Annotated in this window: 12 protein-coding genes; 7 read left to right on the top strand and 5 right to left on the bottom strand. The window is 60.6% G+C overall.

Going from position 1 to position 13,329, the window contains the following annotated elements:
* Positions 1-8: 8 nt before the first annotated feature.
* From rarD to ACQKPC_RS22950, 5 genes are all read right to left on the bottom strand, one after another.
* The gene (gene rarD, locus ACQKPC_RS22970) at positions 9-896 is read right to left on the bottom strand and encodes an EamA family transporter RarD (RefSeq protein ID WP_427626520.1); all 888 of its coding nucleotides are present in this window, start codon (positions 894-896) and stop codon (positions 9-11) included.
* 160 nt (positions 897-1,056) lie between these two features.
* Complete coding sequence (locus ACQKPC_RS22965) at positions 1,057-2,031, bottom strand: serine/threonine protein kinase (protein WP_192344821.1); 975 nt, start codon at positions 2,029-2,031, stop codon at positions 1,057-1,059.
* A gap of 207 nt (positions 2,032-2,238) precedes the next feature.
* Positions 2,239-4,140, bottom strand: coding sequence for a PhoX family protein (locus tag ACQKPC_RS22960; protein WP_427626518.1), 1,902 nt, complete (start codon positions 4,138-4,140; stop codon positions 2,239-2,241).
* 216 nt (positions 4,141-4,356) lie between these two features.
* On the bottom strand, positions 4,357-5,121 hold the full coding sequence (locus ACQKPC_RS22955) for a TOBE domain-containing protein (RefSeq protein WP_427626516.1): 765 nt from the start codon (positions 5,119-5,121) through the stop codon (positions 4,357-4,359).
* Between the two features lie 185 nt (positions 5,122-5,306).
* On the bottom strand, positions 5,307-6,047 hold the full coding sequence (locus ACQKPC_RS22950; RefSeq protein WP_427626514.1) for a ComF family protein: 741 nt from the start codon (positions 6,045-6,047) through the stop codon (positions 5,307-5,309).
* Positions 6,048-6,137: 90 nt separating this feature from the next.
* Between ACQKPC_RS22950 and bioB the strand changes: the two genes are divergently transcribed.
* The 7 genes from bioB (at position 6,138) to ACQKPC_RS22915 (ending at position 13,316) form a co-directional block, all read left to right on the top strand.
* Positions 6,138-7,193, top strand: a complete 1,056-nt coding sequence (gene bioB, locus ACQKPC_RS22945) for a biotin synthase BioB (protein ID WP_427626512.1) — start codon at positions 6,138-6,140, stop codon at positions 7,191-7,193.
* 238 nt (positions 7,194-7,431) lie between these two features.
* A complete protein-coding gene (bioF, locus tag ACQKPC_RS22940; RefSeq protein WP_427626510.1) occupies positions 7,432-8,610 on the top strand; it encodes an 8-amino-7-oxononanoate synthase in 1,179 nt (392 codons plus the stop codon).
* A complete protein-coding gene (locus ACQKPC_RS22935) occupies positions 8,603-9,334 on the top strand; it encodes an alpha/beta fold hydrolase (RefSeq protein ID WP_427626508.1) in 732 nt (243 codons plus the stop codon). The genes bioF and ACQKPC_RS22935 overlap by 8 nt, the downstream gene beginning before the upstream one ends.
* Positions 9,327-10,139: a malonyl-ACP O-methyltransferase BioC gene (bioC, locus tag ACQKPC_RS22930; RefSeq protein ID WP_427626506.1), complete on the top strand. Its 813-nt coding sequence runs from the start codon at positions 9,327-9,329 to the stop codon at positions 10,137-10,139. Before ACQKPC_RS22935 ends, bioC begins: the two co-directional genes overlap by 8 nt.
* A complete protein-coding gene (bioD, locus tag ACQKPC_RS22925; RefSeq protein ID WP_063342337.1) occupies positions 10,136-10,816 on the top strand; it encodes a dethiobiotin synthase in 681 nt (226 codons plus the stop codon). The genes bioC and bioD overlap by 4 nt, the downstream gene beginning before the upstream one ends.
* Positions 10,817-10,936: 120 nt before the next feature.
* A complete protein-coding gene (locus ACQKPC_RS22920) occupies positions 10,937-11,233 on the top strand; it encodes a hypothetical protein (RefSeq protein WP_008076394.1) in 297 nt (98 codons plus the stop codon).
* Positions 11,234-11,510: 277 nt separating this feature from the next.
* On the top strand, positions 11,511-13,316 hold the full coding sequence (locus tag ACQKPC_RS22915; protein WP_007904189.1) for a phenylacyl-CoA dehydrogenase: 1,806 nt from the start codon (positions 11,511-11,513) through the stop codon (positions 13,314-13,316).
* Positions 13,317-13,329 lie beyond the last annotated feature (13 nt).

Here is a 13,329-nt window from a genome sequence, read left to right as displayed (position 1 = left end):
TTTTCTGATCAGCTGCGGCGGCGCAGACTTATCCACGCATCGACGCTGTAAACCGCCAGACCGGCCCAGATAAAGATGAACGCCACCAGCGTGCTGGACGACAAGTGTTCGCCAAACAGCAGAACGGCTTGCAGCAACACCAATGTCGGCGCCAGGTACTGGAGAAATCCGAGGGTGGTGTAGGGCAAGTGCCGTGCGGCGGCGTTGAAACACACCAGCGGCACCAGCGTCACCGGACCTGCAGCCACCAACCACCAGGCTTCAGAGGTGGTCCAGAATTCGGCTTGCGCGCTGCTCGCCGTCGGATTGAACAGTAGCCAGGCGACAGCAATCGGCACCAGCATCCAGGTTTCCACCACCAGCCCCGGCAGCGCCTTGACCGGTGCCTGCTTGCGGATCAATCCGTAGAAGCCGAAGGTCAATGCCAGCACCAGCGACACCCAGGGCAAACTGCCGACTTGCCACACCTGCTGCGCGACACCGATCGCTGCCAGGCCAACCGCCAGCCATTGCATGCGTCGCAGTCGTTCGCCGAGGATCAGCATCCCCAACAACACGTTTACCAGCGGGTTGATGTAGTAACCGAGGCTGGCTTCGAGCATGCGCCCGTTGTTCACCGACCAGACGTAGGTCAGCCAGTTGGCGGCGATCAACGTGCCGCTCAGGGCCAGGATTGCCAGCCGTCGCGGGTTCTCACGCAGCTCGCGCCACCAGCCGGGATGTTTCCAGACGAGCAGCAGCAAAGCACCAAACAGCGCGGACCAAAGCACTCGGTGGATGATGATCTCCACGGCGGGCACGCTGGCGATGGCTTTGAAGTAGAGCGGGAACAGGCCCCAGATGATGTAGGCACTCAGGCCCAGGATGTACCCGCGACGCGGGTTGGCGGCTTGCATGAGAATCCTTGCTTAGGCAGCTAACAAAGAGGGGATTGTAAGGAGGTTGTATAGATGTGTCGTGTCTGAAAGCAAAAGATCGCAGCCTTCGGCAGCTCCTACGGAGGAATTGCGTACACCTGTAGGAGCTGCCGAAGGCTGCGATCTTTTGATCTTGAATTTAAAAGAGCTTCAGTGGCTCTTCATTGAGCGCAGCCAATTGTTCACGCAGCGCCAGCACTTGATCGCCCCAATAGCGCTCGGTGCCGAACCACGGAAAGCTGCGAGGGAAGGCCGGGTCGTCCCAGCGTCGGGCGAGCCAGGCGCTGTAGTGCATCAGGCGCAAGGCGCGTAGCGGTTCGATCAGCGCCAGTTCCCGCGGGTCGAAGTCGTGGAATTCGTTGTAGCCGTCCATCAATTCCGACAACTGCCCCAGACATTCCTGACGATCACCCGCCAACATCATCCAGATATCCTGCACCGCCGGGCCCATGCGGCAGTCGTCGAGGTCGACGATGTGGAACATCTCGTCGCGGCACATCATGTTGCCGGGGTGGCAATCGCCGTGCATGCGGATGTTCTGGTGCGGCGTGGCCTTGTAGACCTCTTCGACCCGCTTGAGCAGGTCGCGGGCCACGGACTCGTAGGCCGGCAGCAAGCTTTTGGGTACGAAATTGCCTTCGAGCAATGTCGTCAGCGAGTCCTGACCGAAGTTCTTTACTCCCAGCGCTTCACGGTGTTCGAACGGTTTGGTAGAGCCGACCGCGTGCAGCCGACCCAGCAGTTGCCCCAGGCGATACAGCTGATCGAGATTGCCCGGCTCCGGCGCACGGCCACCGCGACGGGGAAACAGGGTGAAACGGAAACCGTTGTGTTCGTGCAGGCTGGCACCGTTGTGAATCATCGGTGCGACCACCGGGACGTCGCATTCGGCGAGTTCAAAGGTGAATTGGTGCTCTTCGAGAATCGCTTCGTTGGTCCAGCGCTGCGGGCGGTAGAACTTGGCGATCAGCGGTTCGGAGTCTTCGATGCCGACCTGATAGACACGGTTCTCGTAGCTGTTGAGCGCCAGAATGCGGGCGTCGCTGAGAAAGCCGATGCTTTCGACGGCATCGAGCACGAGGTCTGGGGTGAGCGTTGCAAACGGGTGGGCCATGCTGACTCCTGCGCGCAGCAGGCTGCCGCGTCGGGCCAAACATGGTAGCGCAGACGGGGCTTCTTTAGGGGGATCGTTCCTATGGGATCGTTCCCACGCTCTGCGTGGGAACGCCTCGCCGGACGCTCCGCGTCCGATTTTGGGACGCAGAGCGTCCCTTGCTGCATTCCCACGCAGAGCGTGGGAACGATCATGAGGGGGGGCTTATCAGGCGCCGACGATCCCGCCATCCTCGCGGGAAATCGCCATCACCGAAGACCGTGGCTTGCCGTTGGGCAGATGCTCGGGGAACGTCGACCCGCCGTTTTCCCCCGGATGCTGAATCCCGACAAACAAGGTTTTCTGATCCGGCGAGAAGCTGATCCCCGTCACCTCGCAGCCCACTGGCCCGACCATGAAACGGCGGATCTCCCCGGTGACCGGATCAGCGCAGAGCATCTGATTGTTACCCATGCCCGCGAAATCACCGGCATTGCTCGAATCGCCATCGGTGAGAATCCACAACCGCCCAGCCTTGTCGAAACCCAAGCCGTCCGGACTGTTGAACATGTTCTGCGGTGTGATGTTCGATGAACCGCCCTTCGGCGTGCCGGCGTGGACGCCCGGGTTGCCGGCGACCACAAACAGATCCCAGGCAAAGCTTTTCGAGCCGTGATCGTCACGGTCAGTGCGCCAGCGCAAAATCTGCCCGTAGACGTTCTTCTCGCGCGGGTTCGGCCCGCCCACCGGTTGCCCGTCTTCGCCACGCTTGGCGTTGTTGGTCAGCGTGCAATAGACCTGGCCATCCTTGGGGCTGACGACGATCCATTCCGGGCGGTCCATGCGCGTAGCTTTCACCACGCTGGCCGCGAGGCGGGCGTGAATCAACACTTCGGCTTGATCGGCGAAACCGCTGCTGGCGTCGATGCCGTTTTTGCCGTGGGTCAGTTCGATCCACTGACCCTGGCCTTTCGGGTGATCGGCATTGCCGTCGCCCGCATCGAAGCGCGCCACGTACAAAGTGCCGTGGTCCAGCAGGTCGCGGTTGGCCTTGGGGTTTTTATGGTTGATCTTGTCGCGGCTGACAAATTTGTAGATGAACTCGCCGCGCTCATCGTCGCCCATGTACACCACCGCGTGACCGTCACTGGTTTCGGCCAGTGCGGCGTTTTCATGTTTGAAGCGGCCCAGCGCGGTGCGTTTGACCGGCGTGGACTGCGGATCGAACGGGTCGATTTCCACCACCCAGCCATGACGATTGAGTTCGTTGGGGTTTTTCGCCAGGTCGAAGCGCGGATCGTGTTGATGCCAGTTGATTTCTTTACTGGCCGCCACCGCGCCGTAGCGTTTCTGCGCGGCATCGAATTTCTGCTCGGCATTGCTACTGCCGAAGCAGTCGGTGAAGTTCTCTTCGCAGGTCAGATAAGTGCCCCACGGCGTCTTGCCGTTGGCGCAGTTCTGGAAGGTGCCGAGGACGTTCTTGCCGTGTTTGTCGGCGCTGGTTTTCATCAGCTCGTGACCGGCCGCCGGACCGCTCAGGCTGATCGGCGCGTTGCCGTGAATGCGGCGGTTGTAGCGCGAGCCCTGGACGAACTGCCACTGGCCATTCTGGCGCTGCACTTCGATCACCGACACACCTTCGCAGGCCAGGGCCTTGCGCACATCTTCCGCCGATTGCGGCATACCACCGTGGGGGTAGAGGTAGCGGTAGTTGGTGTATTCGTTGTTGATCGCCATCAGCGCCCGGTCTTTTTCACCGGGGAATTCGAACAGGCTCATGCCGTCGTTGTTGTCGCCGAACTGGACTTCCTGCGCCTGGGCCGTACCGTTGCCGCTCGGGTCGAACGCCGGGCCATTTTTTTGCAGTGGCTGGCCCCAGCTGATCAACACCGAAGATTTGTAGCCCGGCGGCAGGGTGATGGTATCGGTCGTGGCGGCGGCGATGCTGTCGAAACCCAACAGTTTGCTGGAACCGGCGCTGACGCTGGCGGCCAGCACGCTGCGACTCAGCAGGTTGCCACCGAGAAACATCGCCGCACCGCAGAGGGCACCTGCGCTGATGAAGCCACGACGGCTGAGGCCGACCATCTTTTCGAGGTCGGTGGATTGGTTGTCTTCTAATAGGCTCACATCAGGCTCCCTGCGGGTTTTTGCAGCCACCTTAATGGTGGTTGATGAAGCTTTTGTTGCAGCCGCTGCATTGATTTTTTGTAGCAGCTGCCGAAGGCTGCGTTCGATCGCGAAGCGGTCGTAAACCTGCCACCGCGATTCCCAACGTCGGATGGCGACTGCTGCGCAGCCGAACGCAGCCTTCGGCAGCTGCTACAGGGTTGTGTGGTGTCTGATCTAGAGCGGTGTGCCCAGCAGAATGTTGGATGGCGCGAATTGCACCAGCACCGGTTTTCCGGCGGTGAGTTCGAGGGTCTTCAGGTGCAGCGGCTCGGCCAGGGCGCAAAGTGTCTGGCCATTGGGCAGGCCGATGCGCACTTCGCTGGGGCCGTCGTCGGCGTCGAGGATTTCTTCGATCATGCCCTTCAGGCAATTGTTGCCGGGCGTTGCGGTTTGATCGATGCCCAGCAGTTCCAGCCAACCGGCCTTGATCAGCGCCACTACTTCGGTGCCGGTCTGCAGTTCCAGGCGCAGAGTGCTGTCGTGGGTGATCTGCGCATCGATCCGCAAACCTTCGGCCAGTTCGAGACGGATGCGGTCGTTGCGTCCTTGTGCATCGATCGCCACGACCTTGCCGTGCAGTTGGTTGCGCGCGCTGGTTCTGAGCATCAGGCGACCGAGCAGGTCCAGATCACTGGCTTCTTCGGCGGCTTCCAGCACCTGAGTCTGCAAGGCTTGCAGCTTTTGATACAGGCGCAACACGCGCTCACCTTCGCTGGACAGTTTGGCGCCGCCACCGCCCTTGCCGCCGACGCTACGCTCCACCAGCGGTTTCTGCGCGAGGTTGTTCAGCTCGTCGATGGCGTCCCACGCCGCCTTGTAACTCAAGCCGGCGCTTTTCGCTGCGCGGGTGATCGAGCCTTGTTCGGCGATGTGTTGCAGCAACGCGATGCGCTGCGGGCGACGGGCAATGTGCTGGGACAACAATGTAGGCAAGGACATGGCGAGACGCTTTGGGCAGTGACGATGGGCAGGACGTTGGCGGCTTGGCGCGCAGGAGTCAAGTCAGGTCCCAATCGTTGTGGGAGCGAACTTGCTCGCGATGAGGCCATTACAGTCAACATTGATGTGTCTGATGCGCCGCCATCGCGAGCAAGCTCGCTCCCACAGTTTTTTGTGTTGTTAAGTCAAACCGCGTCGCCAGGTTTTGGGGTACGGGCCAGGCAGTAGACATCGACCCGCGCGGCGCCCGCCTCCATCAACAGGCGAGCCACGGCCTGGGCGGTGGCGCCGGTGGTCAGCACGTCGTCGACCAATGCGAAGTGGCGACCCTTGATCGAGGCCCTGGGCGCCAGGGCAAAGGCGTGGCGCAGATTCTTTTTTCGGGCATCGGCATTCAGCTCTTGTTGCGCGCTGGTGTCCTGAATCCTCAGCAGCAGCGTTTCATCATAAGGAATATCGAGGCTGACGCTGAGCCAGCGGGCGACCATCGCCGCCTGGTTGAAACCCCGCTGGCGCAGGCGTTTGGCGGCCAGCGGTACCGGTATCAGCGCGTCGGGCCGATCCAGGTCTTCATCGAAGCGATGTTGCAGGAACTGAGCAAGAAGTTCGGCGAGCAGGCGGCCTAACGGCCACTTTGCGCTGTGCTTGAAGCGGGTGATCAAACTGTCGACCGGAAAGCTGTAAGTCCAGGGCGCTGCGACTCGCTCGAAGGCCGGCGGTTGTTTCAAGCATTGGCCGCACGTCAGGCCCGTGGAAGGCAAGGGCAGGGCACAGGTTTGGCAGTGCTCGCCCAGCCAGGGCAGGTCGGTTTCGCAGGCCATACAGATTGGCCGGATATCTTCTGTCGCTTCGCTGCAGAGTAAGCAGTGTTGGTTATTGTTTAACCAGTTGTAAACCGGTCCTACGTATCGTGGTTGACAGCGCATCGCTCTTCCTTAAATATGCCGAACATCCGTGTCGCGTCTGTGGGTATTCCATTCCCCAGCCGCTTGCCAAGCATAAACAAGGAAACGCCCATGAGCGCCAGCACCACTGCAACCCTGCGTCATGACTGGTCTTTGGCCGAAGTCAAAGCACTCTTCGTTCAGCCATTCAACGACCTGCTGTTCCAGGCGCAGACGGTGCACCGCGCGCATTTCGACGCTAACCGTGTCCAGGTTTCGACGCTGCTGTCGATCAAGACCGGTGCTTGCCCGGAAGATTGCAAATATTGTCCGCAGTCCGGTCACTACAACACCGGCCTGGAAAAAGAAAAACTGATGGAAGTGCAGAAGGTCCTCGAAGAGGCTGCTCGTGCCAAGGCCATCGGTTCGACCCGTTTCTGCATGGGCGCGGCGTGGAAGCACCCGTCGGCCAAAGACATGCCGTACGTGCTGGAAATGGTCAAAGGCGTGAAAGCCATGGGCCTGGAAACCTGCATGACCCTCGGTCGTCTCGATCAGGACCAGACCGTCGCCCTGGCCCAAGCCGGCCTGGACTACTACAACCACAACCTCGACACTTCGCCTGAGTTCTACGGCAGCATCATCACCACCCGTACGTACAGCGAGCGCCTGCAAACCCTGGCTTACGTGCGTGATTCGGGGATGAAGATCTGCTCCGGCGGCATTCTCGGCATGGGCGAGTCCCTCGACGACCGCGCCAACCTGCTGATTCAGCTGGCCAACCTGCCTGAGCATCCAGAGTCGGTGCCGATCAACATGCTGGTGAAAGTCGCCGGTACGCCGCTGGAAAATGCTGACGACGTCGACCCGTTCGACTTCATCCGCATGCTCGCTGTCGCTCGCATCCTGATGCCAAAATCCCACGTGCGTCTGTCCGCGGGCCGTGAAGCGATGAACGAGCAGATGCAAGCCCTGGCGTTCTTTGCCGGCGCCAACTCGATTTTCTACGGCGAAAAACTGCTGACCACCGCCAACCCGCAGGCGGACAAGGACATGCAGCTGTTCTCGCGTCTGGGGATCCTGCCGGAAGCCCGCGAAGAGCATGCCGACGAAGTGCATCAGGCCGCCATCGAACAGGCGCTGGTGGAGCAGAAGAGCAGCGAGCAGTTCTATAACGCGGCTGTCTGAGACCTTCACCGATTTCTCTGAAGGAATGCAAAACCCTGTGGGAGCGAGCCTGCTCGCGATAGCAATTAGATATTCAACACAGATGTTGGATGTCATGGCCTCATCGCGAGCAGGCTCGCTCCCACAAGGAACTGCGTAGAACCTGTGGGAGCGTGGCTTGCCCGCGATGGCCGCGACTCGGTTTGCAGCCAAGTCCTATGTTCCTGCATCAGATTGTGAAATGACCTTCGAGGCCTGCATGTCTTTCGATCTCGCCGCACGCCTTGCTGCCCGTCGTGCCGAAAACCTTTATCGCCAGCGTCCGCTGCTCGAAAGCCCTCAGGGGCCGGAAGTGGTGGTCGATGGTCAGCCGTTGCTGGCGTTCTGTAACAACGATTACCTGGGCCTGGCCAATCACCCGCAGGTGATCGAAGCCTGGCGCGCCGGAGCGTCGCGTTGGGGCGTGGGCGGTGGTGCTTCGCATCTGGTGATCGGCCACAGCGGCCCGCATCACGCACTGGAAGAAGCCCTCGCCGAGTTCACCGGCCGTCCGCGAGCTCTGCTGTTCACCACCGGTTACATGGCCAACCTCGGCGCGGTCACCGCGTTGGTCGGGCAGGGAGATACGGTGCTCGAAGACCGGCTCAATCACGCGTCGTTGCTGGACGCGGGGTTGTTGTCCGGTGCGCGTTTCAATCGCTATCTGCATAACGACGCGGCCAGTCTGGCCAAGCGCCTTGAGAAGGCCTCCGGCAATACGCTGGTGGTCACCGACGGTGTGTTCAGCATGGACGGTGACGTCGCCGACTTGCCGGCGCTGGCGCGGGAAGCCAAGGCCAAAGGCGCGTGGCTGATGGTCGATGACGCGCACGGTTTTGGTCCGCTGGGCGCCAATGGCGGCGGGATCGTCGAGCATTTCGGTCTGAGTCAGGAAGATGTGCCGGTACTGGTCGGCACCCTCGGCAAGGCTTTCGGTACGGCCGGTGCTTTTGTGGCTGGCAGTGAAGAGCTGATCGAAAGCCTGATCCAGTTCGCTCGGCCTTACATCTACACCACCAGCCAACCACCAGCGCTGGCCTGCGCGACGCTGAAAAGCCTGGAGCTGTTGCGCAGCGAACACTGGCGACGTGAGCATCTGCAGACGCTGATTCGTCAGTTCCGCCAAGGCGCCGAACAGATTGGGCTGGAGTTGATGGACAGCTTCACGTCGATCCAGCCGATCATGATTGGTGATGCCGGGCGCGCGGTGCGGTTGTCGCAGATGCTGCGCGAACGCGGGCTGATGGTGACTGCGATTCGTCCACCGACCGTACCTGCCGGCAGTGCCCGATTGCGGGTGACCCTGACCGCCGCTCACAGCGAGGCGCAGGTACAGCTATTGTTAAATGGACTGGCCGATTGTTTTCAACAACTGGGACCGGAGCCAAGCCATGCGTGATCGTCTGATTCTGCTGCCGGGCTGGGGTCTCGGGATTTCGCCGCTGGAGCCCTTGGCAGCTGCCTTGCGGGGTTTGGATGAGCACCTGCGCGTCGAGATCGAGCCATTGCCGGAACTGGAATCGAGCGACCTCGAAGAATGGCTCGATGAGTTGGACTCGACGTTGCCGCAGGATGCCTGGCTCGGTGGCTGGTCATTGGGTGGCATGCTGGCGTCCGAGTTGGCGGCACGACGCGGTGACCGCTGCTGCGGCTTGGTGACCCTGGCGAGCAACCCTTCTTTTGTCGCCCATGAACGATGGTCGAGCGCGATGCCCGGCGAAACCTTCGATGCGTTTCTGGCCGGCTGCAAGGCTGACTCGCGCATGACGTTGAAACGTTTTTCGCTGCTGTGCGCCCAAGGTGCCGAAGACCCGCGTGGGATGTCGCGACTGTTGCTCGCTGGCGCACCGCATACATCTTCGCCGGTGCTGATGAGCGGCCTGGAGTTGCTTGCCCAGCTGGATACCCGGCAAGCGTTGCAAGCGTTTCGCGGCCCGCAATTGCACTTGTTCGCCGGCCTCGACGGGCTGGTCCCGGCCGAAGCGGCGGGGGATTTGCTGGTGCTGCTGCCGGATGTCGAAATCGGTCTGATTGAGCAGGCCAGCCACGCGTTTCTTCTGGAAGACCCTCACGGTGTGGCGGGGGCGATTCAGGCCTTTTTGCATGAGTTCGGTGATGACTGATTTATCCCTTCCCAACCTGCCCGGCGGCTTGCCCGACAAGCGCCAGGTGGCGGCATCCTTTTCCCGCGCGGCGGCGAGCTACGACAGCGTGGCCGAATTGCAGCGCGACGTGGGCAGCGAGTTGTTACGTCGGTTACCGGAAGATTTTGTCCCTGCTCGTTGGCTGGATATGGGCTGCGGCACAGGGTATTTCAGCCGAGCCTTGGCGCAGAGGTTTCCTGCGAGCGCTGGCGTGGCGTTGGACATCGCAGAAGGCATGCTCAATCACGCTCGTCCCTTGGGCGGCGCGACCCATTTCATCGCGGGCGATGCCGAGCGCTTGCCGTTGCAAGACTCGACCTGCGACCTGGTCTTCTCCAGCCTGGCGGTGCAATGGTGCGCGGATTTCGCCTCGGTGCTCAATGAGGCGTATCGGGTACTGAAACCGGGCGGTGTTTTTGCGTTTGCTAGTCTGTGTGTAGGCACGCTGTACGAATTGCGCGACAGCTGGCGTCAGGTGGACGGCATGGTGCACGTCAACCGCTTCCGCGAGTTCGGTGTTTACCAACAGCTTTGCGCGGGCAGCGGCTTGAAGATCGTCAGCCTCGAAACGCAGCCGCATGTGTTGCATTACCCCGATGTCCGCAGCCTGACCCATGAGCTCAAGGCACTTGGGGCGCATAACCTGAACCCCGGTCGGCCAGGCGGTTTGACCGGCAGGGCGCGGATCCTCGGCCTGATCGAGGCTTACGAGCAGTATCGTCAGGCACAGGGACTGCCGGCGACTTATCAAGTGGTTTACGCCGTGTTGGAGAAACCCTTATGAGTGCAGCCTATTTCATCACCGGTACTGACACCGATGTCGGCAAGACCACCGTCGCCGCAGGCTTGCTGCATGCCGCGCGATTGGCGGGCTTGAGCACGGCAGCGGGCAAACCGGTGGCCTCCGGTTGCGAGCTGACGCCCAAGGGGTTGCGCAACGCCGATGCGCTGGCACTGTTTGCCGAGTGCTCGATACCGTTGACCTACGATCAGGTCAATCCGGTCGCGTTCGAACCGGCGATTGCACCGCATCTGGCGGCGCGAGAGGCTGGCGTGGCGTTGACCGTGCAATCACTGTTGACACCGATGCGGCAGATTCTCGATATGCAGGCGGACTTCACCTTGATCGAAGGTGCTGGCGGCTGGCGAGTGCCGTTGGCGGATCAGGACAATCTGTCGGACCTGGCGATGGCGCTGGGTCTGCCGGTGATCCTGGTGGTCGGCGTACGGCTGGGTTGCATCAATCATGCGCTGCTGACAGCCGAGGCGATCGCACGAGATGGTTTGCAGTTGGCAGGGTGGGTGGCCAACATCATCGATCCGAAGACGTCGCGCCTTGAAGAGAACCTCGCGACATTGGCCGAGCGCATCCCCGCGCCATGCCTGGGGCGAGTGCCAAAACTCAAGTCGGTGACAGCCGACGCGGTGGCCGCGCATTTGCAGCTGGACCTGCTGGACTGAATTTGTTGCTTGGGTTTTACCTATGACAAGGCACTGTGCCATTAGTGTTTTTGTCGGGCCTTTTGTCGGCGTGTCTGGTTCAATGGCCGCTGTTGATCCTTTGTCGGACGAGTTCCCCCCATGGAAATCTCAGGAAACACCGCTTTTTATGCCGGTCTGAGCACTATTCAGACAGGGCAGAACCGCGTCGATCAGGCTTCGGGTCAGATCGCCAACAACACCATCGAACGTTCGGTCACCAGTCAATCCTCCGAGGTTCAGGTTGATCGCCTGCGTTCGGTAGACCGCAGCCAGCAATCGGATCTGGCCAGCAATATGGTCGAGATGTCCCAAGGCAAGTTCCAGGTGGAACTGGGCGTCAAAGTCGCCAAGGCATCCGATGAAATGCTGGGTACGCTGATCGATACATTTGCCTGAACCCTCGCTGAATCCGCTACTCCAACGCCGCGCCTGTTCGCGGCGTTTTTCTGCGTAAGTCCTTCTGCCTCAACTAATCTCTCCTACATGGCGTGTTGCTCAGTCAACGGCGGTGGGCAGCGGCGTGTCCGAGGTTTTCATGACGCGATGACGAACGGCAAAAGATCGGCGCTTGACAAGAATTGGGCGTAAACGTATGTTTCAAACAACTGTTTGACCGCCACAACAAATCAACGCGGTCGTTCATTCCCGGTTACATCAGCAGAGGTTTATCGCTATGCCTGACTACAAGGCCCCCTTGCGTGATATTCGCTTCGTTCGTGACGAACTGCTCGGCTACGAAGCGCACTATCAGAGCCTTCCGGCTTGTGCAGACGCAACTCCAGACATGGTTGACGCCATTCTCGAAGAAGGCGCCAAGTTTTGTGAGCAGGTGCTGGCTCCGCTGAACCGCGTGGGTGACACCGAAGGCTGCACCTGGAGCGAGTCCGGCGTTAAAACCCCGACCGGTTTCAAAGAAGCCTACAAGCAATTCGTCGAAGGTGGCTGGCCAAGCCTGGCTCACGACGTAGAGCATGGCGGCCAAGGCCTGCCAGAGTCTCTGGGGCTGGCTGTCAGCGAAATGGTTGGCGAAGCCAACTGGTCGTGGGGTATGTACCCAGGCCTGTCCCATGGCGCGATGAACACCATTTCCGAACACGGTACGCCTGAGCAACAAGAGGCTTACCTGACCAAACTGGTTTCCGGCGAATGGACCGGCACCATGTGCCTGACCGAACCGCACTGCGGCACCGACCTGGGCATGCTGCGCACCAAAGCCGAGCCTCAGGCCGACGGTTCCTACAAAGTGTCTGGCACCAAGATCTTCATCTCGGCCGGCGAACACGACATGGCCGACAACATCGTCCACATCGTTCTGGCACGTCTGCCGGATGCACCGGCCGGTACCAAAGGCATTTCCCTGTTCATCGTTCCGAAGTTCCTGCCGAACGCAGACGGCTCGATTGGCGCACGCAACGCTGTGACCTGCGGTTCCCTGGAACACAAGATGGGCATCCACGGTAACGCCACTTGCGTGATGAACTTCGACGCGGCCACCGGTTACCTGATCGGCCCGGCGAACAAAGGCCTGAACTGCATGTTCACCTTCATGAACACCGCACGTCTGGGTACCGCGCTGCAAGGTCTGGCTCACGCCGAAATCGGTTTCCAGGGCGGCCTGAAATACGCTCGCGATCGTCTGCAAATGCGCTCCCTGACTGGCCCGAAAGCGCCGGACAAAGCCGCTGACCCGATCATCGTTCACCCTGACGTACGTCGCATGCTGTTGACCATGAAGGCGTTCGCCGAAGGCAACCGTGCGATGGTTTACTTCACCGCCAAGCAAGTCGACATCGTCAAGTACGGCGTCGATGAAGAAGAGAAGAAGAAAGCCGACGCACTGCTGGCCTTCATGACGCCGATCGCCAAAGCCTTCATGACTGAAGTCGGTTTCGAATCCGCTAACCACGGCGTACAAATCTACGGCGGCCACGGCTTCATCGCCGAGTGGGGCATGGAGCAGAACGTTCGCGACAGCCGCATTTCGATGTTGTACGAAGGCACCACCGGTATCCAGGCACTCGACCTGCTGGGCCGTAAAGTGCTGATGACTCAAGGCGAAGCGCTCAAAGGCTTCACCAAGATCGTCCACAAGTTCTGCCAGACCAACGAAGGCAACGACGCGGTCAAAGAGTTCGTCGAGCCATTGGCTGCGCTGAACAAAGAGTGGGGCGAGCTGACCATGAAGGTCGGTATGGCTGCCATGAAAGACCGCGAAGAAGTTGGCGCCGCGTCGGTGGACTACCTGATGTACTCCGGTTACGCCTGCCTTGCCTACTTCTGGGCTGACATGGCGCGTCTGGCTGCCGAGAAACTGGCTGCCGGCACCACCGAAGAGGCGTTCTACACCGCCAAGCTGCAGACTGCGCGCTTCTACTTCCAGCGTATCCTGCCGCGTACCCGCACTCACGTTGTAACCATGCTGTCGGGCGCCAACAACCTGATGGACATGAAAGAAGAAGACTTCGCGCTGGGTTACTAAGCCTCACGCCACT

It is taken from the genome of Pseudomonas sp. NPDC089918 (genome assembly GCF_050280605.1).
Classification (GTDB): domain Bacteria; phylum Pseudomonadota; class Gammaproteobacteria; order Pseudomonadales; family Pseudomonadaceae; genus Aquipseudomonas.
Note: the sequence above shows the minus strand (reverse complement) of the source record. Positions and strands in the feature narration are given on the sequence as shown.